Annotated in this window: 22 protein-coding genes and 1 pseudogene; 14 read left to right on the top strand and 9 right to left on the bottom strand. The window is 45.7% G+C overall.

Translation table 11 applies throughout. The features are described 5' to 3' along the window. Positions 1-256 precede the first annotated feature (256 nt). Positions 257-1,186 (top strand): hypothetical protein, encoded by a 930-nt coding sequence (locus ACLTWA_RS16150; RefSeq protein WP_412328924.1) that lies wholly within the window; start codon positions 257-259, stop codon positions 1,184-1,186. 747 nt (positions 1,187-1,933) lie between these two features. Here ACLTWA_RS16150 and ACLTWA_RS16145 read toward each other — a convergent pair. The 5 genes and pseudogenes from ACLTWA_RS16145 to ACLTWA_RS16125 all read right to left on the bottom strand — a co-directional run bounded on the left by ACLTWA_RS16145 (position 1,934) and on the right by ACLTWA_RS16125 (position 6,534). Beyond that, positions 1,934-3,163, bottom strand: a pseudogene (locus ACLTWA_RS16145) (NAD(P)/FAD-dependent oxidoreductase). Next, positions 3,160-3,612 carry a 4Fe-4S dicluster domain-containing protein gene (locus tag ACLTWA_RS16140; RefSeq protein ID WP_412328923.1) on the bottom strand — a complete coding sequence of 151 codons (453 nt, stop codon included), beginning with the start codon at positions 3,610-3,612 and terminating at the stop codon, positions 3,160-3,162. The pseudogene ACLTWA_RS16145 and the gene ACLTWA_RS16140 overlap by 4 nt, the downstream one beginning before the upstream one ends. Positions 3,613-3,623: 11 nt before the next feature. Further along, positions 3,624-5,507 carry an anaerobic carbon-monoxide dehydrogenase catalytic subunit gene (cooS, locus tag ACLTWA_RS16135; protein ID WP_412328922.1) on the bottom strand — a complete coding sequence of 628 codons (1,884 nt, stop codon included), beginning with the start codon at positions 5,505-5,507 and terminating at the stop codon, positions 3,624-3,626. Between the two features lie 52 nt (positions 5,508-5,559). Further along, on the bottom strand, positions 5,560-5,961 hold the full coding sequence (locus ACLTWA_RS16130) for an RrF2 family transcriptional regulator (protein ID WP_412328921.1): 402 nt from the start codon (positions 5,959-5,961) through the stop codon (positions 5,560-5,562). An 87-nt stretch (positions 5,962-6,048) separates the two neighbouring features. Beyond that, positions 6,049-6,534: an S-ribosylhomocysteine lyase gene (locus tag ACLTWA_RS16125; protein WP_412328920.1), complete on the bottom strand. Its 486-nt coding sequence runs from the start codon at positions 6,532-6,534 to the stop codon at positions 6,049-6,051. Positions 6,535-6,787: 253 nt separating this feature from the next. On the opposite strand from ACLTWA_RS16125, the gene ACLTWA_RS16120 reads away from it, so the two are divergent. Continuing rightward, positions 6,788-7,462 carry a DUF5680 domain-containing protein gene (locus ACLTWA_RS16120; protein ID WP_412328919.1) on the top strand — a complete coding sequence of 225 codons (675 nt, stop codon included), beginning with the start codon at positions 6,788-6,790 and terminating at the stop codon, positions 7,460-7,462. A 141-nt stretch (positions 7,463-7,603) separates the two neighbouring features. Here the strand turns inward: ACLTWA_RS16120 and ACLTWA_RS16115 are convergent, their stop codons facing one another. From ACLTWA_RS16115 to ACLTWA_RS16100, 4 genes are read right to left on the bottom strand one after another with little or no spacing between them, the layout of a single operon-like run. Continuing rightward, complete coding sequence (locus ACLTWA_RS16115; RefSeq protein ID WP_412328918.1) at positions 7,604-8,596, bottom strand: siderophore ABC transporter substrate-binding protein; 993 nt, start codon at positions 8,594-8,596, stop codon at positions 7,604-7,606. Positions 8,597-8,656: 60 nt separating this feature from the next. Next, the gene (locus tag ACLTWA_RS16110) at positions 8,657-9,415 is read right to left on the bottom strand and encodes an ABC transporter ATP-binding protein (RefSeq protein WP_412328917.1); all 759 of its coding nucleotides are present in this window, start codon (positions 9,413-9,415) and stop codon (positions 8,657-8,659) included. Beyond that, complete coding sequence (locus tag ACLTWA_RS16105) at positions 9,412-10,395, bottom strand: iron chelate uptake ABC transporter family permease subunit (protein ID WP_412328916.1); 984 nt, start codon at positions 10,393-10,395, stop codon at positions 9,412-9,414. Before ACLTWA_RS16105 ends, ACLTWA_RS16110 begins: the two co-directional genes overlap by 4 nt. After that, positions 10,385-11,356, bottom strand: coding sequence for an ABC transporter permease (locus tag ACLTWA_RS16100; RefSeq protein WP_412328915.1), 972 nt, complete (start codon positions 11,354-11,356; stop codon positions 10,385-10,387). The genes ACLTWA_RS16105 and ACLTWA_RS16100 overlap by 11 nt, the downstream gene beginning before the upstream one ends. A gap of 366 nt (positions 11,357-11,722) precedes the next feature. On the opposite strand from ACLTWA_RS16100, the gene ACLTWA_RS16095 reads away from it, so the two are divergent. The 12 genes from ACLTWA_RS16095 to ACLTWA_RS16040 all read left to right on the top strand — a co-directional run bounded on the left by ACLTWA_RS16095 (position 11,723) and on the right by ACLTWA_RS16040 (position 26,364). Continuing rightward, positions 11,723-12,775, top strand: coding sequence for a siderophore ABC transporter substrate-binding protein (locus tag ACLTWA_RS16095; protein ID WP_412328914.1), 1,053 nt, complete (start codon positions 11,723-11,725; stop codon positions 12,773-12,775). Between the two features lie 20 nt (positions 12,776-12,795). Then, positions 12,796-13,809 (top strand): ABC transporter permease, encoded by a 1,014-nt coding sequence (locus ACLTWA_RS16090; protein WP_412328913.1) that lies wholly within the window; start codon positions 12,796-12,798, stop codon positions 13,807-13,809. Then, positions 13,806-14,870: an iron chelate uptake ABC transporter family permease subunit gene (locus ACLTWA_RS16085; protein WP_412328912.1), complete on the top strand. Its 1,065-nt coding sequence runs from the start codon at positions 13,806-13,808 to the stop codon at positions 14,868-14,870. The genes ACLTWA_RS16090 and ACLTWA_RS16085 overlap by 4 nt, the downstream gene beginning before the upstream one ends. Next, positions 14,867-15,619 (top strand): ABC transporter ATP-binding protein, encoded by a 753-nt coding sequence (locus tag ACLTWA_RS16080; protein ID WP_412328911.1) that lies wholly within the window; start codon positions 14,867-14,869, stop codon positions 15,617-15,619. The genes ACLTWA_RS16085 and ACLTWA_RS16080 overlap by 4 nt, the downstream gene beginning before the upstream one ends. A gap of 68 nt (positions 15,620-15,687) precedes the next feature. Continuing rightward, positions 15,688-18,294 carry a cation-translocating P-type ATPase gene (locus ACLTWA_RS16075; protein WP_412328910.1) on the top strand — a complete coding sequence of 869 codons (2,607 nt, stop codon included), beginning with the start codon at positions 15,688-15,690 and terminating at the stop codon, positions 18,292-18,294. A gap of 195 nt (positions 18,295-18,489) precedes the next feature. Next, the gene (gene glpK, locus ACLTWA_RS16070; protein WP_412328909.1) at positions 18,490-19,989 is read left to right on the top strand and encodes a glycerol kinase GlpK; all 1,500 of its coding nucleotides are present in this window, start codon (positions 18,490-18,492) and stop codon (positions 19,987-19,989) included. Between the two features lie 167 nt (positions 19,990-20,156). Next, positions 20,157-21,617: an NAD(P)/FAD-dependent oxidoreductase gene (locus ACLTWA_RS16065; protein WP_412328908.1), complete on the top strand. Its 1,461-nt coding sequence runs from the start codon at positions 20,157-20,159 to the stop codon at positions 21,615-21,617. Next, positions 21,604-22,866 carry an NAD(P)/FAD-dependent oxidoreductase gene (locus ACLTWA_RS16060; RefSeq protein ID WP_412328907.1) on the top strand — a complete coding sequence of 421 codons (1,263 nt, stop codon included), beginning with the start codon at positions 21,604-21,606 and terminating at the stop codon, positions 22,864-22,866. The genes ACLTWA_RS16065 and ACLTWA_RS16060 overlap by 14 nt, the downstream gene beginning before the upstream one ends. A gap of 1 nt (position 22,867) precedes the next feature. Further along, positions 22,868-23,233, top strand: a complete 366-nt coding sequence (locus tag ACLTWA_RS16055; RefSeq protein WP_412328906.1) for a DUF1667 domain-containing protein — start codon at positions 22,868-22,870, stop codon at positions 23,231-23,233. 260 nt (positions 23,234-23,493) lie between these two features. Beyond that, positions 23,494-24,054, top strand: a complete 561-nt coding sequence (locus tag ACLTWA_RS16050) for a glycerol-3-phosphate responsive antiterminator (protein WP_412328905.1) — start codon at positions 23,494-23,496, stop codon at positions 24,052-24,054. Positions 24,055-24,066: 12 nt separating this feature from the next. Further along, positions 24,067-24,966 (top strand): fumarylacetoacetate hydrolase family protein, encoded by a 900-nt coding sequence (locus ACLTWA_RS16045; RefSeq protein ID WP_412328904.1) that lies wholly within the window; start codon positions 24,067-24,069, stop codon positions 24,964-24,966. Between the two features lie 204 nt (positions 24,967-25,170). Next, positions 25,171-26,364 carry an acetate/propionate family kinase gene (locus ACLTWA_RS16040; protein ID WP_412328903.1) on the top strand — a complete coding sequence of 398 codons (1,194 nt, stop codon included), beginning with the start codon at positions 25,171-25,173 and terminating at the stop codon, positions 26,362-26,364. Positions 26,365-26,388 lie beyond the last annotated feature (24 nt).

The following is a 26,388-nucleotide window of genomic DNA, read 5'->3' as shown; positions in this document are numbered from 1 at the left end:
TAATATAAACCTGTTACCAATAATTACATGAAGCTGGTTAATTTTTACATAAAAGGTTTTTTTTGTCGTTTTTTGTTTTATATTTACACTGTAAGCAATTTAACAGAAATACTTTTTTGAGAGGTATTTAAAAATGGATGAGAAGATTCAGGTATTTGATGGATTCTGTCCTTACGCCATGGAACCATCATAGAATTGTTATGCGATGGGATTTGTTTTATCCCCGTAAAGATAAACTGGAAGGAGAGCAATGTCTGTGAAAACAAAAATTCATGATTTAATCAGTGTAGAACTGCCATTTGCGCTGATAAGTGTAACAAAGCTGAAAATAAAGCAAGGTCTTTATGACCACTCCAAAGCATGGCTTGAGGGGATTGTACAGGATCAGGACGTGCAGGCCTGCAGCAATATAAGCTGGAGGGAAAATGTTACAATCAGATTTGAAGATGGACCAGTCAGTCAGATTTTATTTTCCGGCGTTCCGTGTGGAATAAAGATCAAATATGAAGGACAGGCATATGTGTCCATGGAATTTTGCAGCAGAACCATATTCATGGATTACGAAAAGAAGACCAGGAGCTTTCAGCGGAAGAATAAGTCCTATAAGGCTCTGTTCCGGGAACTGGTAAAGGCAAATGGAGGAGATATTATTGATTATGTTCCGGTCTCAGATGTTTATGAAGCACCTCTGATTCAGTATGAGGAAACGGACTGGGAGTTTTTAAAACGGATATCTTCTCACATTGGAGTGCCTGTATATCCAAATCCAACAGGCGGAACGGCTTGGATTTCTATTGGTCTTGGCAGCAATCATAATTTTTTAGACAGCAGCACCAGTAGAACTGTTAAGAGGAGAATAAATGAAATTCTGTACTTTTTTGTAGATGGTGGGTGGAACTACAGTATGGGAGATCAGGTAACTTATGAAGGCAGGAGCCTGCTAGTTACTGGAATTGAGGATTCCTATGATGGTGGTCTTTTATCAAGAAGGTGTTTGCTGGAGGATAGGGATAGCGTCATACGAAAAAGAAGTTATCAAAAACTTTTAAAAGGTTCTTCTCTGAAAAGGGTGATAACGGCAGTAGAAACGGACCGGAAAGTGCCAGAAGAAAAATCGCATTGGTATTCCTGGCACAAAAATGACTGGTACGGCATGCCTGAGGAAATCAGTAAAGCAACACTATAAATCCCCGGCATAGCTGAAAGGCAGGCCTGTATGTATAGATTGAAAATCGGATTTTATAGGATTTGATTTTCAGTTTATAAATGATTAAAAGATGAGTAAAGTTTAATTTGTATACAGTTAATAAAATATCAAAAGCACAGTCTAATCTGAATCGACCGTGCTTTTGATATAAAGACAGCTCATATAAAGCCTGCAATATACGTTCATTTTCTCCAAACGATGGAGGTGAGAATCAAAACATACATAGACGGATACTGCTCACCTCTTCTTCAAATATCCATAATCATACAACAATCCCAAACATATTCCCATAATCATTCCCAGTCCAAGATTATTAAATAAAGAACCCAGGATTAGCCCGAGGCAGATTCCTATGGCTAAACCATTCTGATAAGAATCATTTTTATTATTATAAAAATTAGACATTATATGTACCCCTTATTTATTTTAGTATATTTTACATCACTTATCAGGTGAAGTACACTGGAAGTTTCTGAGAGGTGCAGAGAAAAATGGAAGGATTCACATTGTCAGTAGAAAGGAGTAATGATATTCTATTAATAATAATAATTCCAGGGGGGCAGCCAGGGAATATGCAGAACAGTAAATAAACCAACAAATAAGACCTGTGAGGGCTTAAAGAACACAGCAACAAAACAGAGGTGAAAAGCAGTCAGTAATAACGGCCTTTAACCTCTGTCTGCATACCGGATCCTCTGCAAAAACATTCGCAGGTATATGAAATCATCAAAGTCCAGCGGTCTGGTAAACAAACTGTCCGGTCTTATCAATGCCATAGAAATCAGCAAATGACAAATCAAAGATACCGGTTTTCACGTCCTTTAAAGAAATTTTGTTCTTAATCAAATACTGATAGATTCCAACGTACTCAAGCGGGCCCTGAATCAAGATACTTTTCAGTACGCCGTCGCGGAGAATGGCCTTTTTATAGCATTTAGAATCTTCCTGAACAATCACTTCATCGCCCTCGTCTGCAATGCCGTCTCCAATGGATAAGGTGGTAAGCCCGTAGAAGTTCATGGTGTTTTTCATGCCATACCGGTCTTCATAAGGTGTTTTTATCCCGCACATGTTATAGGCGGCAGTCTGTCCCTGCTTCATGGCACTAGGCCAGATGCCTGCGATTCCGTTTACATCACCGGCTGCATACACGTGGTCGCAGGAGGTTTTTAAACATTCATCGACCTTGATGAAACGGTCCACGGCAATATTGCTGCCGTTTAAACAGGCGGTGGAGGGACGGACTCCGGCTGCGGCCACGATCATGTCACATTCAATGAGCGTGCCGTCATCCAGCATGACAGAGGTAATCTCATCCGTTTCAGGCATGGTGCTTAACACGGTTTTTCTCCCCAGAATAAACTTGCAGCCATGGTCCTCAAATAACTGCTGATAAGCTCTTCCAGCAGTTTCATCAAGCTGCTTTGGAAGAATCCGGTCAGCCATTTCCAGAACCGTCACTTTTTTCTTCTGTTCAAGAAATGCGTAAGCCACATCCATTCCCACAAGTCCTGACCCTACGATGAGAATTCGGTCAGCTTTTTCGGCATAGGACCGGATCTTTTGGGCATCGGATAAATGGCGAAGCCCAAACACATTTTTTGCTTCCCTAAAATTCATAATGGGAGGAATCACACTTTCCGCTCCGGTGGCAATGAGAAGGCGGTCATAATGGATCTTTGTCCGGTCTTCAAGCTCTACCTGCTGTTTTACGGTGTCAATGTGCAGTACCTGATAGTTCAGCTAGGTAATATGGGCATCGTCAAAGAAGGTTTCAGAAATAAAGGAGAGAGTCTTTTCGTTCCGCTCATGGCTTAAATATTTGTGAAGCATGCAGCGGGAATGCACATATTCATCAGAAGATATCATAATGATTCTCACATCCGGCTCCAGCTTTCGGATGGTTTTAGCCGCTGTGATTCCGGCTGCCCCTGTGCCAATGATTACATGAGTCATCCCTTCACCTCCCTAACGTAGATCGCTCCGGTAGGACAAGCCTTTGCGCAGCTTGGCTGCGCTCCGTGTTCCATGCAGAAATCGCATTTGATGACCTTGGTTCTTGTGCTGGTATCGGCCTTTAAAACGCCGTATGGACAATTCATAACGCACATAAAGCAGGAGCCGCACCGTGTTTCATCGTAAAGCACCAGACCGGTTTCCTTATCCTTTTTCAGTGCACCGCTCATACAGGACATGACACATTCCGGCTGGTCGCAGTGACGGCAGAAGATTGGCGTGTATGTTCCGTCACTGCCTCTTACAATACGGTTGCGGGCTTCATTTTGGGGATCTGTAAGATCCAGATCATAGATGGAGCCGCTGTCCCTTCGGTGGGCCTGCATACATGCAACAAAGCAATTCCTGCAGCCATCGCATTTGGCTGCATCAATGAATATCCGTTCCATATGCCAACCTCCTATATATTAAGACCGGTCCGTTTCTCCAAAATGATTTTTTCCAGGATATCCGCACTTTCCTTTGCATCGGAATTGATGATTACCTGTCCGCCGGTTAAGCTCTTCATGCCTTCAGTCAGCACCTTGACAGCAACACTGCTTCCGGTTACAAATGGGGGAAGGCCCAAATGAAGGGGAAGACCCAGGGCAAGCCCGAAGCAGCCGTCTGCAAGGGCCTGTTCCTCCAGCCACTGGGCAGCAGAAAGAACGAGAGGAAGCTTTGGAAGGTCCACACCAAGATCCGCGGCGAGCTCGGTGGCTACGATCTCCAGACGCCCGATGGCAAGGCAGGGACCGAAGTTGAGCACCGGCGGAATTCCAAGGGTTTTGCACACGGCTCTTAACTTAGGACCAGCAAATTCAGCGGCTTCCGGAGTCATAAGCCCGCAGTTTTCAATGCCGCCGGAAGAACAACCGGCGGTCAGAACCAGAATATCTTTTGAGATCAGTTCCCTTGTCAGTTCTACCGTCAGTACGTCGTGGCCACCGGCGGTTAAGTTGGAGCAGCCTACAATGCCGGCGATTCCCTTGATATCACCGGAGACGATGAGGTCAATAAGAGGTTTCCAGTTTCCTCCCAAAAAGCCTTTTAAGGAGCCTTCGCTGACACCGGTAAGGGTATTATCATTTCCGTGTTCCGGGAACAGATTCAGAGGAACGATACCCCGGCGTTCCTGGTAAGCGCTCACCACCTTGTCTATGATTTTTTCACTTTGTTCTTCCCTATGGTCAAAATCATATTTCATAAGCTCTGCATTCGACTTTTTTGCCACGTCGTCCAGACAGATCTGTTTGATCTTTAATTCGTCGCAGATCGGTTCGATTCCGGGTAAGGTACAGTTGAATTCAGAAAGGACAGCATCAATGGCGCCGGTTGCAAGCACGGCTTCACTGGTGTAGTTGTTGCCTGCGTGACCGTCGAAGACTTCTGTATAGAGAGCTCCCCGCAACTGCAGGTCCTGGCCGACGCAGGTACAGCCAACCAGCTTAAAGCCCTTTGCTCCTGCGGCCCTGGCTTTTGCAACCGCTTCCGGGGAGATGAGTTTCTCCTGCAGATCGGCAAAAATAGTATGCTGGTGTCCGGTGATCATGATATTGATGTAATCCGGGTCAATGACACGCAGACCTACCGGTGCCAGACGAAGCTTTGGCTGACCAAGGAGAACGTCATTTAGAAGGTTTGTAAGGGTAAGGCCGTAGATACCTGTGGAAATGCCCAGTCTTAAACAATCTACAAGCATATCAAGGGGATCGGAGTTTAAGTTGGTGGAGCATTTCACCACGCCCTTGAACACTTCGGATTTTGCTCCGCCCGGCATGATGCCAAGCTCTTTCCACCGCTTGACACGGGGAGCATAGGCCACCTTTTCCGTCAGTTCCATCTCCATGTATTCCGGCTTATAAAGGTCGGCTAGAACCGCATCAGCCACCTTTTCCGCTTTTTGATAAACATCCGGTTCCTCAATGCCGAAAAGCTGCGCCAAATGCTCTAAGGACTCCATTCCCTTTAATTCGCCCCTGGTCCTGGCCGTATTTTTTAAATTAAGCGCTGTGTTCTCCACAACGTGTATGTAACAGCCGCTTCCTGAGGCAACGGCTCTTAAAAAGTTTCTTGCAACAATGGTGTCCGCATTGGCCCCGCAGATTCCTCTTGGGGATTTGGGCGTGATCCGGCAGGGACCGTTGGCACAGAGTCTGCAGCATACGCCCTGGAGTCCGAAACCGCATTTCGTACTCTGTTTTTCCACACGGTGGTGAGAGGTTTCCATCGGCAGTGTGGAAATAAAGGCTTGTAAAGGTTTGTCAGCACTTTCACACGTGTTACATCCATAACATTGATTCATTTTTCTCCTCCTTAAGAAACTGTACAAAAAAAGTATAGATTAAAATAAAAAATTATTCTGCCAGAATTTGAGCCAGAGAATGCTTTTTTAGATCTTTGTTTAAATTACTCTGGATTCTGGAAAATTCCCGGTGGACGCGGCATGGGGTATTGTGAGAATGTAGGGGACACTCATATCCGGTCTGCATGCATTCGATCAGCAGCATCTTAGGATCGATGACGGATATAATGTCATATAAAGTTGTTTGCTCCAAATCGCAGTTTAAGGCATATCCGCCTGCACTTCCGCGAAAGCTTTTGATATAACCTGATTTTTCCAGCTTTCTTGCAATCTTATAGGCATTGGCGGAAGTAATCCGTTCCTTCTCGCAAATGGTAGGGATATTCTCTGTCTCGCCGGAAGACAGTGCCCGAATGATACGTATCGCATAGTCACATTCCTTGGTTATCAGCATGTAACACCTCCACTTTATAGACTATCATACTGAACCTAATTGGTCAAGATTTATCATTAAAAAAATCCCCGCAAAAGCGGGGGAAAATCAGTCGTTCTCAGGGTAAATCAAATGTTCATCTTCAATCCCGTATAATACGGAATCAAGGAACTTTCTGGCAAGGTATTTTGCCATTCCAAGGTTCATATCCAGATAGTTCCCGCAGTCTCTTGCAGCGGCGCCCGGCACTTCTCCTTCAAAGTCCCGGATGAATTCATACATCTCTGTTATGAGCGGCACAATATCCCTGGATTTGTAATCTCCCGTCAAAAGAAGATAGAATCCGGTGCGGCAGCCCATGGGGCCGAAGTAAAGAACTCTGGAAGCATAGCTTTCGTGATTTCTTAAAAATGTGGCACCCAGGTGCTCGATGGTGTGCATCTCTGCCGGATTCATGACAGGTTCAAAGTTGGGGCGGGTCATGCGGATATCGAAGGTGGTGATCAGGGTATCCCCTGCCTGGTCTTTTCTGGAGACATAAATGCCTGGAAGAAGTTTTAAATGGTTAATGGTAAAGCTCGTGATCTTTTCCATAATGTCATATCCTTTCTTATATGGTAATACTATTATGTTTTTCATTTTTTGTTACTTATGGTGAAATTATAATAAAGATTACGTCTTTCTGCAACTAATATTACAGATATGACTAAAATTACAAGGATTTTTCTCATAATACATCAATCACAGGCGTTTGATGCAGCCAAACGTAGAAAAAATGCTACGGACCGGTGATTTAAAAGTTATATGGTTCTATGATAATATAGTAAAAAAACGGAGGAGGATTCCTATGATCTTTTCAGAAAAGCTCCTGGTATTAAGAAAAAGCAAAGGTCTGACCCAGGAAGAACTGGCAGAAAGGCTTTCCGTTTCCCGTCAGGCCATAGCAAAATGGGAAAGCGGACAGGCGTATCCGGATATATCCAATCTTATTGGCATATCGGAATTTTTTAAGGTAACCATCGACCATCTGGTAAAAGATAATGACTCCTGTCATACGTCCCTGATTCCAGAGGAGGCTTGCAGCAGATCCGAATTAAGGAATTTTCTTGTAAAGGCAAAGTGCAGGACCTATGCGGCCAAAGCAGCAGAAGAAATACCCGCAAGGCCCGGCTCTCATGATTTCCGATATGAGGAGGGAGACTTTTTATACCTGGATACGTATCTTGGGGGAGAATGTTTTATGGGGGAAGAAGCCGTCTGGAATAAGGGGATTCCTGTCTACGGAATGAATTACTGCGGAAGAACTATGAATCCCCACTTTAACGGAGACTTTTTAAAGGCAGCTTTGCTGGCAGTACCAAAGGAGCAGCCATTTCGCGGCCCCGCCTTTTATCAGGAGAATGCCTACCTGTATAGCTGTAAGATATGCGGAGATATGGATTGGTTTCAGGGAAACGAAGAAATATATTATAATAATCTTTCCGTCTATGAGTGCTGTTTTCATGGAGGAAAGATCAAGTAACAAGAAAAAATAGGCTTTCTTTTATTGAGGGCGTGTCTGAAACTCGTTGCTCCAATCTATCTGGAACAAATCTTCCACAAAGTGCAATGCACATTGTGAAACAAGCAGTTTACAAGCACGCCACAGAAGAAAGCCTGTTTTTTATTTTAATACATTAGCTATTTCATCAAACATGGAAGGGATGGATTCCAGGCCATATCCGGATAAGTACCATGTGCTGGGATCAAGATAAGCGATCTTGTTGTTTTTGCCGGCAGTAGTTCCTTTGATTAAATCATTGTCCAGTGTTTTGGAAGCAATGTTGCTGCCGCCGACTACAACGGTACGGTCAACAACGAACAGCAGGTCTGGATTCTTTTCCGCAACATATTCAAAGCCGACTTCCATTCCGTGCTTGCTCACTTCAATGTTGTCATCAACTGTCTTGATGCCCAGCAGATCATGGATAAAGCCAAAACGGGAACCTACACCAAAGGCACTTAAGCTTCCGTCATTTGTAAGAATAATAAGTCCGTTTTTGTTGTCTTTTTCAGCAGCAGCCTTGATTTCTTCTGACTTTACCTTAAGCTCAGACAGCTTGGCTTCAACAGCATCTTTCTTTTCGAAGATATCGCCGATCAGCAGGTTGATCCTTTCAACTTCACTCCAGTATTTGGTGTAATCAATATCGGTGTAAACAGTAGGAGCAATTTTGGAAAATTCATCATATAAAGCTGCCTGACGAGTGCCTATGATAATGAGATCCGGTTTAAATTCATTAATCGCTTCCAGGTTTGGCTCTTTAATATCACCTGCATTTTTATAAGGCTCGCTTTTATATTTTTCCAGCTGGTGGGGAAGATCATCCTGGGGAATGATCATATCAGGGGTTGCACCAAGATAATCAATTGTTTCCAGAACGCTGTAATCCAGTACGGCAACTCTCTTAGGGTTAACCGGTACCGTAACAGTATTCTGGTCATGGGTAACAGATATTGTCTTAGGGCTTTCTTCTTCCTTGCTTTGTGCAGCAGTGGTTTCGCCGGCAGCAGCAGCCTTGGTTACTGCTGTTGTATCTGTGTTGGATTTGGAACAGCCGGCAAGAACGGCACCTGCCGTCAAAACAGCTAAAACTGATACGTATAGTTTCTTCATAAAAACCTCCTGTATTAATTGTTTTTTATTTATGTTAACCGTCATTTGACGGAAACAAGCTTAAGTATAGTAGATGCAGATATTTTTTCCGTCTATATGGCTGATACTGATGGGCATACTGTAAATTTCGGAAAGAATCCGGGAATTTACGACCTGTTCAGCCTCTCCCGCTTTTATAAGCTTTCCGTCTTTCAGAGCTAAGATTTCATCCGCGTAGCAGGAGACAAAATTGATATCGTGAATGACAATAATAACGGTTTTTCCACGGTCATCCACCAATCTTCTCAGAATTTTCATAATCTGGACGGAGTGTTTCATATCCAGATTATTAAGCGGCTCATCAAGAAGGATGTATTTGGTATCCTGGGCAATGACCATTGCAATATAAGCCATTTGCCTCTGGCCGCCGCTCAGCTGGTCCAGATACCGGTCCTGAATTTGAGTGATGCCGGTATAGTCCAGGGCTTCGTCAATCTTTTCATTGTCTTCCTTGTTGAGTCTTCCCTTTGTATAAGGATAGCGTCCGAAGCTTACCAGTTCTCTGATGGTCAGACGCAGGTTCATATGATTGGACTGGCGGAGAATGGATATTTGTTTTGCCAGTTCTTCCTGGTTCCATTTCAGAATATTTGTACCATCAATAGTTACTTCGCCGCTATCTATTTTCATAAGCCGGCTGATCATGGAAAGAAGGGTGCTTTTCCCGGCACCGTTGCTTCCGATAAAGGCGGTAAGACGGCCTTCCTGTAAGGTGGCAGTAATCTCGTCTACCACAGTCTTTGATCCATAGTTTTTTGTAACCTTTTGTATCTCTATCATTGTTTGCTCTCCTTTAGCAGAAGGTAAATAAAATAAATTCCCCCGACAAAGTTAAGAATTACACTTAAGGTTGTTTTTCCGTTAAAAATACGTTCGGACACAAGCTGACCCAGGGGGAGGGCGATAAGGCCGGTCAGTATGGCACAAAAGATCAGGTAGATGTGCCGGTAGGTCTTCATAAGTTCTCTGGAAATACTGACCAAAAGGATTCCGAGGAACGTGACCGGTCCGACCAGAACCGTTGAAACGGATACCATGACGGATATAATTATCATGGTTCGGAGCATAGTTTTATTATAGGATATACCAAGACTTATGGCAGAATCCTTGCCAAGCACCAGGACATCCATTTTGGCAATGTCTTTTCTGGAAATTAGCAGGCATACCAGCACCGTAAAACAGGAAATGGTCAAAAGCTTTTCGTTGACATTGCTAAAGGTTGCAAACATTTTCCCCTGAAGAATTGAAAATTCGTTGGGATCAATCATCATTTGAAGGAAAGAAGAAATTCCTCTGAAAAATGTTCCCATGATCATTCCTGCCAGTACAAGCGTATAAATGTTTTGCCCTTCTGTGCGAAAAACCAGTGAGTATATTACCAAAGAGGCGGCCATCATTAGTCCAACCGATATGATAAAATGAACGGTACTGTTCATAAGCATCAATTGTTTGGCTCCAAACATATAAACAATTAATGATTGGATAAACATATATAAGGAATCCAGTCCCATAACATTGGGGGTTAAGATTCTGTTTTCAGTTATTGTCTGGAAGACCACAGAGGAATAACCGATGCAGGTGCTTACCAGTAGAATGGCTGCGATTTTTCTTAGCCTTCTTGGAAAGTTAAAGTCAAAATTATTGGTGTTAAGCCCTTGAAAAATAAATACAGCAATAGCAATTAATGCAATTATTCCCAGTATGACAAGTATATTTGCAGCATGTTTTTCTGCCGGTTTCATTTTTAAGTTAGTTTTCATTCTTTTTCCTCCTAAGTATCATCCAAAGGAAGATGGTGCTGCCGATAATGCTGATCATCATGCCGATGGGGATTTCATAAGGATAAATAATTAATCTTCCGATTATATCGCATAGAAGAACAAAATTTGCTCCCATTAAGGCGGTGTCAAGTAAGCTGTTTTTTAAGTTATCTCCTTTTATCATGCTGATAATGTTGGGGATGACCAGATCAAGGAAAGGAAGTCCTCCCACAGTTACAGTAACCACAGCGGTTATCATTGAAACAACTGCCAGACCCAGGTTAATGATCCGGTTGTGGTTAAGCCCCAGATTCTGCGAAAAGTCCTTACCCATACCGGCAATCGTGAACTTATCTGCATAAAAATACCCCATAACAAGAAACGGAATGCCGATGTATAAAAGCTCGTACCGGCCCTTCAAAATCAAAGAAAAACTGCCCTGAAGCCAGGAGGACATGTTCTGGACCAGATCATAGCGGTAAGCAAAGTAAGTTGCGATTGCGTTGACCACGTTACCAAGCATAAGTCCGATCAAAGGAATTAATACTTCATTTTTTACTCTGATTTTCATCAGGAGGCGAATAAATAAGTAAGAACCTAGCAAGCAGGTCACAAAAGCTGAGAGCATCCGTACAATAGAACTGGAACCGCTGAAGAAAAGCATGGCAAAAAGAATACCGAGTCTGGCCCAATCCGTCGTTCCTGCTATGGTTGGAGATACAAATTTATTTCTTGTAATGGTCTGCATAATCAGACCCGTGATACTGACGCTGCATCCAGCGACGATAATACTTATAAGTCTTGGGAATCTGCTTATAAAAATAACATGCATGTCATTTAATGTAGGATGGAAAAAATCAATGTCTTTTACGCCGACCATAATTGACAAGACAGATAGCAGAAACAGCGAACAAAGTAAAATCAGTTTTGTGTTTATTGCAAATCGCTTGCTCTGGACCAAATAAAATCACTCCTCTTTTGTGAATTCAAGTTAGTCATATCTAACTCTTGAAAAAAATATAAGAGACCAACAGAAGTTGATCTCTTATCCAACATACAACGTATATCCTCCGAGATGGAAATATTAATATTACGTCAGCTATTATAGTGCCGGATTTTTGGTTTGTCAACAGTTGCAATTTTGATACCGTCAAAACAAAAGGGTATGCTAATTGATAGGCTGAAAGGTTATCCGAATCAAAGTAAGAGGTTGACAATAATGGTTTCATATGGTACACTGCCGAATAAGTTAGTTTCTGCTAACCGAATTCCGGTGCAGTAACTGCAAAAGGTTATTTTCCCATTAAAACATTATCAGGAGGATATTATGAGAAAATCTATTTTACCAAAGTTGACTGTTTTTGCAGCAGTATTTGCTTTGACACTGACCGGCTGTGCAAGCCAGAGTAATAACACCGCTGCTACCGAAGCAGGTACACAGGCAAGTGAATCTGCGGAAACAACAGCAGCGGAATCAACGGCAGCAAAAGCCACAACCGTTGAAGTCACAGATATTCATGGAACCGTTACCGTTCCTGTAAATCCGGAGACTGTGGTATCATTGGATAACCGAACCTTTGAAACCTTATCAGATTGGGGAATTAAGTTGGCGGCAGTTCCAAAAGCGGTCATGCCGGCAGATTCTCCTTATGTAGCAGACAGTGAAGTTCAGGATGTTGGAAGCCATAATGAACCAAATCTTGAAGTCATTGCAGCAGCAGATCCTCAGGTGGTTATTGTAGGCCAGAGATTTGCCAGTTACTATGAAGACATAAAGAAGCTGGTACCAAATGCAGCAGTTGTTGATCTCAGCTTCCAGATTTCTAAAGAAGCCGGTGAGTCCGGTGACAGTTTTGTAAACGGACTGAAGGATTCCACCATCACCTTGGGGAAGATCTTTGACAAGAATGAAGAAGCAGAGAAGTTGACTGCTGATTTTGACGATGCCATTGAAAAAGCAAAATCTGCTTACAATGGAACCGACAAAGTGATGAGTATTGTAGTTTCCGGCGGTGAGATCGGTTTTTCCGCACCACTTTCCGGACGTGTATGGGGTCCCCTGTATGAAGTCTTTGGCTGGAAGTCAGCCTTAGAAGTTGAAGGTGCCACTTCCGATCATCAGGGAGATGACATTTCCGTGGAAGCAATCGCACAGAGCAATCCGGACTGGATTTTTGTACTGGACCGTGATGCCGCTGTATCTTCTGCAAAGGATGCGGTTCCGGCTCAGGATGTGATCAATAATTCTCCGGCACTTCAGAACACGACGGCTGTTTCCAAAGGACAGGTTGTTTACGCGCCAAACGATACATACACCAACGAATCCATACAGACCTATTTAGAGTTATTTGATAACATTGCAGGTTCTTTGACCAAATAGGATAAAGGATGTACACAAGAATGCGGAAAGAAAGAATAAAAAAAATCACAGGGGCTGAGAATTCTCAGCCCCAGAATTTTAATAAAAGTAAAACATGGACAAAATCTTTTATACTGGCGGTTGTCTGTGTTTTTGTTTTAGGAATCGTATCGCTCTTTACCGGAGTATATGATATAAAAGGACAGGAAGATGGTCTGCAGATGTTCTTTATCACCCGTGTTCCAAGGACCGCAGCACTCATGCTTACGGGTGCGGCCATGTCTATGGCAGGGCTGGTCACACAGCTTGTTACACAGAACCGTATGGTGGAACCGACCACAACGGGGACCATTGAATGGGCAGGTCTGGGACTTGTTTTCGTTTATCTGGCAATTCCGGCACCCACTCTGGTGCAGAGAATGGCCGGTGCCATTATTTTTTCTTTTATAGGCACTATGGTTTTCTTTTTATTCTTAAGAAAGGTCAAGCTCCGCTCGTCTTTAATCGTTCCCATCATAGGAATGATGCTTGGAGCCGTCATATCCTCCATCTCCACGTTTGTAGGACTGGTATTCCAAATGACGCAGAATATTGAAACCTGGTTCGTGGGTTCTTTTGCGCCGGTACAAATCGGACGTTACGAATATTTGTGGCTCATAGTCATCATCAATATCATTATTTTCATCTATGCGGACCGGCTGACCTTAGCCGGATTAGGAGAAGACGTGGCAACAAGCCTTGGAGTAAATTATAACAAGATCGTTATTCTGGGTACTGGCCTTATTTCGGCAGCCGTGGGTATTGTTGCGGCTGTGATCGGGAACCTGCCGTTTTTAGGATTGATTGTGCCCAATATTGTTTCCATGTACCGGGGCGATGATTTAAAGAGCAACTTGCCCTGGGTATGCGTGCTGGGAATGGGAGCGATCACTCTCTGCGATATTATTTCCCGTACGATCATAATGCCTTTTGAAGTCCCTGTCTCTTTAATACTTGGTACTGTGGGTGCGGTTATATTTATCGTGATCTTAATGAAACAAAGGAAGCTAAGATGAGTGAATTTAAACATAATAATGAATATAATCCCGGAATCCAGTCCGGACTTTATGATAAAAGCAGATCCGCCAGAGCGTTTCGCTCCAGGAAGGAAGAGACACGCTATTGGATCTTGCTGATGACCCTGTTTCTTTTAGGTGTACTTGCTACCTATGGACTTTTGGTTTATAACAATCCGGTACCAGTCGATTCTCCTTCCTTTCTTCCGGTCGTGAAGCGGAGGCTTACAGCAATCATTGCAATGATTATTTCTGCTGTCTGTCAAAGCCTGGCCACGGTTGCGTTCCAGTCCAGCACCAATAACAGGATTATCACGCCCTCCCTTTTAGGGTTTGAAGCGCTTTACGGGACCATACATACCAGTACCATGTTCTTTTTCGGGGCCGGGGTATTTTTGAAGTTCAGCGGTGTCGGACCCTTTCTGTTTCAGATTACTGTCATGGTTATTATGTGTTTGATCCTTTATGGCTGGCTGCTTTCCGGAAAGTATGGAAACCTGCAGCTCATGCTATTGGTCGGGATTATTATCGGAACCGGGCTAAAGTCTGTATCGTCCTTTATGAGAAGGCTTCTGGCGCCGTCGGAGTTCGATGTTTTGCAGGCAAGATTGTTCGGCTCGGTCAACAATGCGGATGCAGAATATTTTCCGGTTGCGATCCCCATAGTAATCATTGCCGCAGTGCTGATTCTTGCCCATTCCAAAAAACTAAATGTATTGTCCCTCGGAAAAAGTGCAAGCAATTCTTTGGGGGTCCATCATAAGTCTGGAGTCATATATACGCTTATATTAGTATCTGTTCTGATGTCTGTTTCAACCTCTCTGGTAGGTCCCCTTACATTCTTTGGATTTTTAGTTGCTACAATGGCTTATCAGGCAGCACCTACCTATGATCACAGATATGTATTTCCCATGGCCCTTGCCATAGGCTTTCTGGTTTTGACCGGCTCCTACTTCTTTATGTACCATATATTCAGAGCCCAGGGTGTTGTTTCCGTTATTATCGAGCTGTTTGGGGGAATCACGTTTTTAGTTGTAATGCTTAGAAAGGGAACTTTATGATTGAGATACGTAATGTTAGAAAGATTTATTCTGATGAAGTGAAAATAGGGCCTTTAAATATCCAGATACCGAAAGCCGGCCTTACGTCCCTGATCGGACCGAACGGTGCGGGAAAATCTACGGCACTGTTAATGATAGGAAGACTTTTAAACCTGGATGAAGGCCAGATTAAAGTGGCAAATATGAATGTTTCAGAATCCAGATCAGAGGACCTGGCAAAGGTTTTAACGATTCTGCGGCAGGAAAATCATTTTGTAACCAGACTGACGGTCAGACAGCTGGCCGGGTTTGGCCGTTTTCCCTATTCAAAGGGCAGATTAACCAGGGAGGACGAACGGATCATTTCCAAATATATTGATTTTCTGGACCTGGGTGATTTGGAAAACAGATATCTGGATGAGCTTTCCGGCGGGCAGAGGCAGAGAGCCTATGTGGCAATGGTTTTATGCCAGGAGACGGAATACGTACTTCTTGATGAGCCTTTAAATAATCTTGATGTGGCCCGTTCCGTACAGATGATGGGACATTTGAGGCAGGCGGCCAATGAATTTGGCAGAACCATTCTTACCGTTATTCACGATATCAATTTTGCGGCTAAGTATTCCGACCGGATCTGTGCCATGAAAAACGGACAGATTGCCGCATTTGGAACCGTGGCAGAGATTATGAAGCCGGAGCTTTTGACGGATATTTTTGAAACAGACATAAATATAATGGAAGGTCCTTATGGGCCAATCGCAATTTATTAACTCTATCATTCATGAAATTAAGGGGAAGGCTCATACCATAGTAGGAGAAATGGGAAGGAGCGTCATGAATGGAAGAATGGTTTCGTTTATCAGAGGATGAAGCCCTCTCTCAGCTTCACGCAAGCAGGTCCGGGCTGAGCGCCGCTGAAATTATAAAGCGCAGAGAACAGTACGGCCAGAATACGCTTATAAAGGCGGAACGGAAACGTGCGTTCCAGGTATTTTTAGACCAGTTTAAGGATTTGCTGGTTATCATCCTGATGATTGCAGCGGTTATCTCCATGATATCCGGAGATGCAGAAAGCACGGGAGTGATCTTTGCCGTACTTTTGCTTAATGCCATATTGGGAACTGTGGAAAACCAGAAGGCAGAAAAGTCTTTAGACAGCTTAATGGCCCTGTCAGCACCGGTTGCAAAGGTCATGAGAGAAGGAAAGATCCAGGAAATCTTATCGGCAGAAGTGGTGCCGGGAGATATGCTTTTGCTGGAGGCCGGGGATATGGTGGCAGCGGACGGACGGATTCTTGAGAATTATTCCCTTCTGGTCAATGAAAGCTCTCTTACCGGGGAGTCTGTCAACGTGGAAAAGCGGACAGGGAAGATCCGGGAGGAAAAGGTTCCTCTGGCGGAGCAGGCCAACATGGTATTTTCCGGTTCTCTGGTTGCGGCAGGCCGTGCAAAGGTTCTGGTCACAGGCATTGGCATGAATACGGAAATCGGACGGATCGCTTCCCTGATGAATGATGCCGGGGAGAAAAAGACTCCGCTCCAGGTAAGTCTGGACCAGTTTGGGAGCAGACTGGCAGCGGGGATCTTATTGGTCTGTCTTCTGGTGTTTGGTTTGAGCATTTACCGGCGGATGCCGGTTTTAGATTCCCTGATGTTTGCAGTTGCCCTTGCGGTGGCTGCCATTCCGGAAGCCTTAAGTTCCATTGTCACCATTGTTCAGGCCATGGGAACCCAGAAGATGGCAAGGGAAAATGCCATCATAAAGGATTTAAAGGCGGTGGAAAGCCTTGGCTGTGTTTCGGTCATCTGTTCGGATAAAACCGGGACCCTGACCCAGAACCGGATGACGGTCCAGCAGGTTTATGTTAATAACCGCCTGTATCCGCCGGAGCTTTTGAATGCAGAAATTCCCGTACATAAATATCTGCTTTATGACGCAGTGTTAAATAATGACTCCACCTATCTGGATGGAAAGCTTTTGGGAGATCCTACGGAAGCCGCTCTTTTACAGATGGCAGAGCGGGCCGGCGCTGAAGAAGAGGTCATCAAAGCCCATTATCCGAGAATCGGGGAGCTCCCTTTTGATTCCCAAAGAAAGCTGATGAGCACACTCCACCGGATCGAGGGGAAAAACATCCTTTTCACCAAAGGCGCCCAGGATGTGCTCTTGCCCCGGATCACCCAAATCTGGACCAGTGAGGGCATCCGTCCCATAAGAGAAGGGGATCGGCAGGCTCTGATGGAACAGAACATGGAATTTTCGGCACAGGGGTTGAGAGTCCTGACGTTTGTGTGCAGGGAAGTAAAGGATCATGAAGTGCTGTCGGAGCAATCAGAAGACGGCTACACGTTCTTAGGAATGGCAGCCATGATGGACCCGCCCCGTCCCGAGACGAAAAATGCGGTTTTAAGTGCCCGCCGTGCCGGCATCCGTCCGGTGATGATCACCGGAGACCATAAGGTCACTGCTTCTGCCATTGCGGAAAAAATCGGCATTTTGGGAGAGGGGGATCTGGCGGTCAGCGGGCCGGAACTCGATGATATGCCGGAAGAGGAATTAAACCGCAGGCTGGAAACAATCAGTGTTTACGCCCGGGTATCCCCGGAGCATAAGATAAGGATCGTCCGTTCCTGGCAGAAAAAGGGCCATATCGTGGCGATGACCGGAGATGGAGTCAACGATGCTCCTGCTTTAAAGCAGGCCGATATCGGTGTTGCCATGGGGAAGATGGGAACTGAGGTGTCAAAGGATGCCGCCGCCATGATCCTGACCGATGATAACTTTGCAACCATTATAAAGGCCGTAGCCAACGGAAGGAATGTATACCGGAACATTAGAAATGCCATTAAGTTTCTTTTATCCGGCAATATGGCAGGGATCTTATGCGTGCTCTACACATCCTTAAAGGGTCTTCCGGTTCCCTTTGCTCCGGTCCATCTGCTGTTTATCAACCTTCTGACCGATTCCCTTCCTGCCATTGCCATTGGGATGGAAAAGGCAGAAGCGGATTTACTGGCTCAAAAGCCAAGAAATCCCAAAGAGGGGATATTGACAAAACGGTTTGTTCTCCAGCTGCTTTTTCAGGGAGCCCTGATTGCTGTCTGTACCATGAGCGCCTATGCCACAGGTCTGGTGACTGGAAGCGAAGCAGCCGCCAGCACCATGGCATTTTCCACACTGACCCTGGCAAGACTGTTCCACGGCTTTAACTGCAGAAGCAGCCATTCCATCTTAAAGATCGGCTTAAAAAGCAATCTGTGGAGCATCATGGCCTTTGAAGCAGGTGCGGTCTTACTTGCGGCGGTCCTGTTCATTCCGGGACTTCATGACTTTTTTTATGTGGCTGATTTAAGCGGAAGGCAGTTTTTGACCATATTCATTTTTGCCTTTATCCCTACCCTTGTGATCCAGGCCTTAAAGACCATCAGGGAAAGCCTTTATTGAGAAAACAGCATCCTTAAAACTTGACAGAGCATAACGGTCATGATACTATTACATATATTTCACAGATAGCCTAAGAGATGAAAGAGCCAGGTGATGAGTGCGGGGAACCGTTCATTTCCGAGGCTCTTTCTTTACTGCTTGAGAAAAATTTAACAGGTATCGGCCAAAAGGCTGGTATTGGAATGGGAAGGAATTATGGGAAGTTACGTCATTGCCCTGGATCAGGGCACAACAAGTTCCAGATGCATCCTGTTTGATGAGCAGGGGAACATCTGCAGCGCAGCGCAAAAGGAGTTTGCACAGATTTTTCCAAAACCGGGGTGGGTGGAGCATGATCCCATGGAGATATGGTCCTCACAGCTTTCCGTGACCATGGAGGCCATGGGCAAGATCGGGGTACATAACAGTGACATTGCAGCCATCGGGATCACCAACCAGAGGGAAACCGCCATTGTATGGGATAAGGAGACGGGAGAGCCGGTCTATAATGCCATTGTCTGGCAGTGCAGAAGGACGTCCGACCGGATCGAAGATTTGAAAAGCGAAGGGCTTGAAACTTTGATTGCAGAACGGACAGGACTGATTCCGGATGCTTATTTTTCGGGAAGCAAGATCGAATGGATTCTGGATCATGTGGAGGGGGCCAGGCAACGGGCGGAACGGGGGGAGCTTTTGTTCGGAACCGTGGATACCTGGCTGATCTGGAATCTGACAAAGGGCTGCATTCATGTAACAGATTATACCAATGCTTCCAGGACCATGTTATTTGATATCCATAAGAAATGCTGGGATGAGGAAATCTTAAATTATTTTCGGATTCCCAGATCCATGCTTCCTGATGTAAAGCCCTCCAGCTGTGTTTACGGCTATACATCCTCTGATGTTATGGGTGGAAAGATTCCCATTGCCGGAGCCGCAGGGGACCAGCAGGCGGCTTTGTTCGGACAGTGCTGTTTTGATGCAGGTGAGGTGAAGAATACATATGGAACCGGCTGCTTTCTGCTTATGAATACAGGAGAAAAGGCAGTCCGTTCCGGGCATGGAATGCTGACGACCATTGCAGCCAGCGATCAGGAGCAGATCCAGTACGCACTGGAGGGAAGTGTTTTTGTAGCCGGAGCTGCCGTCCAGTGGCTGCGGGATGAGATGCGTATGGTCCGCTCCGCTCCCCAGACAGAGGAATACTGCAAGGCAGTGGAGGATACGGGAGGCGTCTACGTTGTACCGGCTTTTGCCGGACTTGGCGCACCTTATTGGGATCAGTATGCCAGAGGAACCATTGTAGGGGTCACAAGAGGAACCAGCAAGGAACAGTTCATACGTGCCACCATAGAATCCATGGCATATCAGGTTTACGACCTGATCGAGGCCATGGAACAGGATTCCGGCATTCATTTAAAGCAGTTACGGGTTGACGGCGGTGCCTCAGCCAATAACTTCCTCATGCAGTTCCAGGCCGATCTTTTAAATACCCAGATCGTAAGGCCGGAATGCATCGAAACCACTGCTCTGGGGGCTGCCTATCTGGCCGGACTTGCGGTAGGGTACTGGAAGGATAAAGAGGAAATCAGAAAGAACTGGAGAGTGTCCAGGGCCTTCGACAGTCAGATGGATGAGGACAGGCGCAAGAGGCTCATCAAAGGCTGGAAGAGGGCTGTAAAATGTGCGCTGTGCTGGTCGGAAGAGGACTGCTAGAAACCTCTTGACACCGGGGCTGTATCTGTGTTAGCATGAATTTAATAAAATAATAAGCCTTTGAGATGAAAGAGTAAGGATGGTAATACGGAGAGATCCGTTTATTTTCCTTGCTCTTTTTTTGATATTTATAAGGAGTATTTACTGCGTAGATGGAGGAAAAGAACATGAAGGAAATGTATTACGATGCGGCCATCATCGGCGGCGGAGTCATTGGCTGTGCGGTGGCAAGAGAGCTGGCCCGTTATGAGTTAAAGGTCTGTCTGATCGAACGGGAGGAAGACGTGTGCTCCGGAACATCAAAGGCCAACAGCGCCATCGTCCATGCAGGATATGACGCATCCCCAGGGTCCTTAAAAGCAAAATTTAACCTGGAAGGCAGTCTTATGATGGAAAATCTTTCAAAGGAACTGGATTTTTCCTTTCAAAGGAACGGTTCTCTGGTTTTATGCCTGTCAGAGGAAGACGTTCCGGCATTGCATGCGCTCTATGAAAAGGGACGGAAAAACGGGGTGCCCGGATTGACCATTCTCTCCGGTGACCAGGTACGCGCCATGGAACCTCATGTAACGGACCAGGTGGCAGCGGCCCTTTATGCGCCCACGGGAGGAATCGTCTGTCCCTTTGGCCTTACCATCGCGCTGGCGGAGAATGCCTGCGACAACGGTGTGGAATTTTTTTTCAATACCGAAGTCAGGGAGCTTGAAAAAACCTCCGGTGGTTATGACTTGATAACCTCAGAGGGTGTCTTCCATACCGCTTCCGTCATCAATGCAGCAGGCGTGTATGCCGACCGGTTCCACAACATGGTCAGTGAAAAAAAGCTCACCATTATTCCAAGAAAAGGAGATTACCTGCTCCTTGATAAGGAAGCCGGGACCCATGTGTCCCATACCATCTTCCAGCTGCCCGGGGCCATGGGGAAAGGGGTGTTGGTCACCCCCACGGTTCATGGAAACCTTCTTGCAGGCCCCACCGCTTCCGACGTGGAAGATAAGGAAAATGTGAAAACCACAGCCAAAGAGCTTGATGAGATCATGGAAAAAGCCGCCTGGGGGGTAAAGGACCTTCCGTTCCGTAAAGTCATTACCTCCTTTTCCGGTCTCCGGGCCCATGAGACAGGAGGAGATTTTGTCATTGGAGAGGTTTCTGACGCTCCGGGCTTTTATGATGCAGCAGGCATCGAATCCCCCGGACTGACCAGCGCTCCTGCGATTGGCGTATATCTGGCAGGTCTGGTTGCAAAGAAGGCGGCAGCCGGGAAAAAGGCGGATTTTAAGGAGACAAGAAAGGGACTGATCGATCCCAGATCACTGACCTTTGAAGAACGGGCAAGACTGATTGAGGAAGATCCCCGGTACGGGACCATTATCTGCCGCTGCGAAGAAGTCAGTGAAGGAGAGATCGTGGCGTCGGTAAACCGGACGTTGGGAGCAGTCTCTCTTGACGGGGTCAAGCGCCGGGTACGTGCGGGCATGGGCCGGTGCCAGGCAGGGTTCTGCGCACCAAAGACCATGGAAATACTGGCAAGGGAAACAGGAAGGAACATGGAGGAGATCTGTAAGAACAGGCCCGGTTCCAATCTGTTGTACGGAAAAGAGGGAGGATCAGCACATGACAGAGCATGATATCGTAATCGTGGGAGGAGGTCCTGCAGGACTTTCCGCAGCAGTGGCTGCCAGGAAGGCAGGTATTACAGATATTCTTATTCTGGAGAGGGATTCATTCCTTGGGGGAATCTTAAACCAGTGCATCCACAATGGTTTTGGCCTTCACACCTTTAAGGAAGAGCTGACAGGACCGGAATATGCGGCCCGGTATATAGAGATGGTAAAGGAGCACAACATTCCCTTTCTTCTTAATACCATGGTCCTTTCCATCAGTCCCCGAAAGGAAATCACCATGGTAAACCGGGAAAATGGGTTATCCGTGATAAAGGCACGGGCCATCATACTTGCCATGGGCTGCCGGGAACGTCCCCGGGGTGCCTTAAATATTCCGGGATACCGTCCCGCCGGAATCTACTCTGCCGGAACCGCCCAGCGGCTTGTGAACATGGAAGGAAAAAAGGTAGGCAGAGAAGTGGTGATTCTGGGCTCCGGAGATATCGGCCTTATTATGGCAAGACGGATGACACTGGAGGGCGCCCGGGTAAAGGTGGTTGCAGAGCTGATGCCTTATTCCGGCGGTTTAAAGAGGAATATTGTCCAGTGCCTTGACGATTACGCCATCCCCTTAAAGTTAAGCCATACGGTGGTGGATATTGAAGGAAAGGAGCGGGTGACCGGAGTTACGCTGGCAAAGGTGGATGAAGACCGGAAGCCCATCAAGGGGACGGAAACATTTGTCAGCTGCGATACCCTGCTCTTATCCGTAGGACTGGTTCCGGAAAATGAACTCTCAAAGGGTGCCGGAGCAGCCATCAGTCCCGTGACCTCCGGTCCGGTGGTGGATGACCGGCTGGAAACCAGCAGGGAAGGTATTTTTGCCTGCGGCAATGTGCTTCATGTCCATGATCTGGTGGATTATGTATCGGAGGAAGCTTCCATGGCAGGAACCAGTGCGGCCAATTATGTGAAAGCGGAAGGAAAAAAGGGCTCTTCCTTCGCAGACATTAAAGCCCAAGGCGGAGTCCGCTATACGGTGCCTCAGAAGCTTGATATAGAGAATATGAAAGACCAGGTTACGGTGCGTTTTCGGGTGTCGGATGTATATAAGGACCGTTATATCAGTGTTTATTATGATGGGACCAGAGTGTTTCATAAAAAGAAACGGGTGCTGGCGCCCGGTGAGATGGAACAGGTCGTGTTAAAGAAGGAAAGCCTGAAGGAATATCCTGATCTTAAGAAAATCGTAGTCTGTACGGAGGTGGAATGACATGGAAGTAAGAGAATTGACCTGTATCTGCTGTCCGATGGGCTGTTCCTTAACAGTTGCCATGGAGGAAGGGGAAATCAAAGTAACTGGGAATTCCTGTAACCGGGGAATTGAATATGGCAGGAAAGAGGTTTTAAGTCCCACCAGGATCGTAACGTCTTCTGTTCCTGTTATCGGCGGAAATTTTGATATGGTTTCTGTAAAGACCAGTCAGGATATACCAAAAGACAAGATATTTGACTGCATGAAGGAGATCCGGAAGGTTGCCGTACAGGCTCCTGTTTCCATAGGAGATGTGATTCTTGCAGATTGTGCCGGAACCGGAGTGGCTGTGGTAGCAACCAGAAATGTAGGTAAAGTATCATAAAAATAAGAAAGAAAGCCCCGCAGAAATCAGAACATGGAGGGATTAACCTTATGCTTCTATAATCATGCGGGGGCTGTTTTGTATAAAAAAACAAGGGGAGTATGGCATTTTCCTGTACAGAATGGTATACTAGGGGGAAAGCGGACAACTGCTTTACTTTCCGAAGAAAGCCGGCAAAGGGTAAAATTACCTTGACGGTGAGTGAAAGGATTGATAAAGTAGAACAAGATCCATATTTTTGCAGGTGTGGAGGAATATTGATGAAAGCGATGGAACTGTTGGAGGCATCTCCGGTGATTGCAGCCGTTAAGGATGAGAATGGACTTCATAGATGCTTTGAATCAGAGTGCCAGGTGGTATTTATTCTCTATGGGAATATTTTAAACATCGGCAGTATCGTGCATCAGATAAAAGAACATGGGAAATATGCGATCGTACACGCAGACCTGGCACATGGATTAAGCTCCAGGGAGATCGTTGTGGATTTCCTAAAGCAGAACACCTGTGCGGATGGGATAATCAGTACAAAGCCTCTTCTGGTAAAGCGGGCGGTGGAGCTGGGGCTTCTTGGAGTACAGAGGACCTTTATCATCGATTCCCTTGCGATGAGTACGATGAAAAAACAGATTGATACCTATCACCCGGACCTGGTAGAAGTCATGCCCGGAGTGATGCCAAAGGTTTTAAAAGAGATTCGCAGCTACACCAATATTCCCATTATTGCAGGCGGACTGATATCTGATAAAAAGGATATCATGGCGGCCTTTTCCGCAGGCGCAGATGCAATTTCCACCACCAGGGAAGAGTTATGGTTCATGTAAAAGGAGGATGCTATGAAATTAGTTACATACGAGGTTGACCGGAGAAAAGATATCGGAGTCGTGAGCAAGGATGAGAAGTGGGTCTTTCCTCTCAGGGCTTTTGGTATGGAGTACAAGGAGATGCTGGAGGTCGTGAAAGGGCTTAGCCAGTCAGAACTTGATTTACTGGAACATGCTTCCGGACTTGACCCCTACAACAATAACATCGTGGGAGCTGCTATGATGAAAGAAGTGAAGCTTCTGGCTCCTATCCGCAGGCCGGAACAGGACATTATCTGTCTGGGGATCAATTACATGGAACATGCCGAAGAATCCGCGCGGTTTAAAAAAGAAAACTTTGACGGAACCCGCGCTGAGGCAGTTTATTTCTCAAAGAGAGTGAATGAGGCAGTAGGCCCTTACGGAGAGATCCAAAGCCACAGCGACATGGTGGACAGCCTGGATTATGAGGCAGAACTGGGGATTATCATTGGAAAAGATGCAAAGAACGTGCCTGCCGATAAGGCCAGAGAGTATATCTTTGGTTACACCATCATCAATGATGTGAGTGCCCGCAACGTGCAGAACAAACATAAGCAGTGGTATTTCGGAAAGAGCCTGGACGGGTTTACGCCTATGGGCCCCTGTATTTTAACGGCAGACTCCCTTTCCTATCCTCCGGAGCTTAGCATTCAGTCGAAGGTGAACGGAGAGTTAAGACAGGACAGCAATACAAAGCTTATGATCTTTAACATTGACCAGATTGTCAGCGAATTATCAAAAGGAATGACCCTTCGTGCAGGGACCATTATTTCCACCGGAACACCCAAGGGGGTTGGGATGGGATTTGAACCTCCAAGGTTTTTACAGGCCGGGGATGAAGTGGAATGTAAGATTGAAGGGATCGGTTCTATTATTAATAAAGTAGTTTAGCATGGATAAAAAGTGCGTTTCCCATAGGGAAACGCACTTTTTTTGTGTGTCAAAACCAAAATGCCATGAAGATTCTAAACAAAATGGTGTGTATTTTACAGGTTTCCTGTCTGAATAATACACCTTGAGCCAGTGACCATGATGATATAATGTTCCTGTTTGAAAAGTATAATCACGTATATGAACGAGGCAGGAGGAAGAATTATGTACACATTGGTAATTAACTGCGGAAGCTCTTCCCTTAAATTCCAGTTAATCAACCCGGAATCAGAGGAAGTGATGGCAATCGGACTTTGTGAAAGAATTGGAATTGATGAAAGCAAAGTCACTTACCAGAAGAAGGGCGGAGAAAAGAGGACGGTAATTTCCCCTATGCCCACCCACAAAGAAGCAGTAAAAATCATGCAGAGCTTGCTCACCGATGAACAGTCGGGTATTATAAAAAGTTTAAAGGAAATAGGATCTGTGGGACACCGGGTGGCTCATGGAGGGGAAGTCTTTACCTCTTCCGCCCTCATCACAGAGGAGACTTTAAAGGCTATTGAAGAATGCTGTGCATTAGCGCCTCTTCACAATCCGGCAAGCCTGACCGGTATTCGTGCATGCATGGAACTTATGCCGGAGACTCCTATGGTGGCAGTATTTGATACGGCATTCCACCAGACGATGCCGGAGATGTCTTACCTCTACGGCCTTCCGTATGAATATTATGAGAAATATAAGGTTCGGAAATACGGATTTCACGGAACCAGTCACAGCTATGTGTCAAAGAGAGCGGCAGAATACCTGAATCGTGATTATGAGAATATGAAGATCGTGGTATGTCATCTGGGCAACGGTTCCAGTATTTCTGCAGTAAAAAATGGAAAATCATTCGATACCAGCATGGGATTTACTCCTCTTGAGGGCCTTTTAATGGGAACCAGAAGCGGGGACCTGGATCCTGGTGCCATGCAGTTTCTTATGAACAAAGAAAACTTGACCATTGATGAGATGCTTGATGTGCTCAACAGAAAGTCTGGAGTTCTTGGTATCTCCGGTGTGTCCAGTGATTTCCGCGATATTATGAAGGCAGCAGAAGAGGGGAACCACAGAGCACAGGCGGCGCTTAATTCCTTTACCCACCGTGTCGTAAAATATATTGGTGCTTATGCGGCCGCCATGGGTGGTATTGATGCCATTGCTTTTACCGCAGGCGTAGGAGAAAATGATGGAAGTATGAGAAAGAAGATCTGTGAACAGCTTGCATTTTTGGGGATTGGCGTAAATGATGAGGCCAATGCAAAGAGAGGAAGCGAGCAGCTGATCTCTACCGCTGATTCCAAAGTAGCGGTACTGGTGATTCCTACCAACGAGGAATTGGCCATTGCCAGAGAGACGATTTCTCTGGTTGGCTGAGCCGGCGGATAAAAAGGTTTAGAA

The organism is Lacrimispora sp. (genome assembly GCF_046972725.1).
In the GTDB taxonomy this organism is placed as follows: Bacteria; Bacillota; Clostridia; order Lachnospirales; family Lachnospiraceae; genus Lacrimispora.
Note: the sequence above shows the minus strand (reverse complement) of the source record. Positions and strands in the feature narration are given on the sequence as shown.

Bases quoted from the DNA above. Each gene is read 5' to 3' on its own strand.
- ACLTWA_RS16140 (WP_412328923.1), bottom strand. From the start codon at position 3,612: ATGGAACGGATATTCATTGATGCAGCCAAATGCGATGGCTGCAGGAAT.
- cooS (WP_412328922.1), bottom strand. From the start codon at position 5,507: ATGAATCAATGTTATGGATGTAACACGTGTGAAAGTGCTGACAAACCT.
- ACLTWA_RS16130 (WP_412328921.1), bottom strand. From the start codon at position 5,961: ATGCTGATAACCAAGGAATGTGACTATGCGATACGTATCATTCGGGCA.
- ACLTWA_RS16125 (WP_412328920.1), bottom strand. From the start codon at position 6,534: ATGGAAAAGATCACGAGCTTTACCATTAACCATTTAAAACTTCTTCCA.
- ACLTWA_RS16120 (WP_412328919.1), top strand. From the start codon at position 6,788: ATGATCTTTTCAGAAAAGCTCCTGGTATTAAGAAAAAGCAAAGGTCTG.
- ACLTWA_RS16115 (WP_412328918.1), bottom strand. From the start codon at position 8,596: ATGAAGAAACTATACGTATCAGTTTTAGCTGTTTTGACGGCAGGTGCC.
- ACLTWA_RS16110 (WP_412328917.1), bottom strand. From the start codon at position 9,415: ATGATAGAGATACAAAAGGTTACAAAAAACTATGGATCAAAGACTGTG.
- ACLTWA_RS16105 (WP_412328916.1), bottom strand. From the start codon at position 10,395: ATGAAAACTAACTTAAAAATGAAACCGGCAGAAAAACATGCTGCAAAT.
- ACLTWA_RS16095 (WP_412328914.1), top strand. From the start codon at position 11,723: ATGAGAAAATCTATTTTACCAAAGTTGACTGTTTTTGCAGCAGTATTT.
- ACLTWA_RS16090 (WP_412328913.1), top strand. From the start codon at position 12,796: ATGCGGAAAGAAAGAATAAAAAAAATCACAGGGGCTGAGAATTCTCAG.
- ACLTWA_RS16085 (WP_412328912.1), top strand. From the start codon at position 13,806: ATGAGTGAATTTAAACATAATAATGAATATAATCCCGGAATCCAGTCC.
- ACLTWA_RS16080 (WP_412328911.1), top strand. From the start codon at position 14,867: ATGATTGAGATACGTAATGTTAGAAAGATTTATTCTGATGAAGTGAAA.
- ACLTWA_RS16075 (WP_412328910.1), top strand. From the start codon at position 15,688: ATGGAAGAATGGTTTCGTTTATCAGAGGATGAAGCCCTCTCTCAGCTT.
- glpK (WP_412328909.1), top strand. From the start codon at position 18,490: ATGGGAAGTTACGTCATTGCCCTGGATCAGGGCACAACAAGTTCCAGA.
- ACLTWA_RS16065 (WP_412328908.1), top strand. From the start codon at position 20,157: ATGAAGGAAATGTATTACGATGCGGCCATCATCGGCGGCGGAGTCATT.
- ACLTWA_RS16060 (WP_412328907.1), top strand. From the start codon at position 21,604: ATGACAGAGCATGATATCGTAATCGTGGGAGGAGGTCCTGCAGGACTT.
- ACLTWA_RS16055 (WP_412328906.1), top strand. From the start codon at position 22,868: ATGGAAGTAAGAGAATTGACCTGTATCTGCTGTCCGATGGGCTGTTCC.
- ACLTWA_RS16050 (WP_412328905.1), top strand. From the start codon at position 23,494: ATGAAAGCGATGGAACTGTTGGAGGCATCTCCGGTGATTGCAGCCGTT.
- ACLTWA_RS16045 (WP_412328904.1), top strand. From the start codon at position 24,067: ATGAAATTAGTTACATACGAGGTTGACCGGAGAAAAGATATCGGAGTC.
- ACLTWA_RS16040 (WP_412328903.1), top strand. From the start codon at position 25,171: ATGTACACATTGGTAATTAACTGCGGAAGCTCTTCCCTTAAATTCCAG.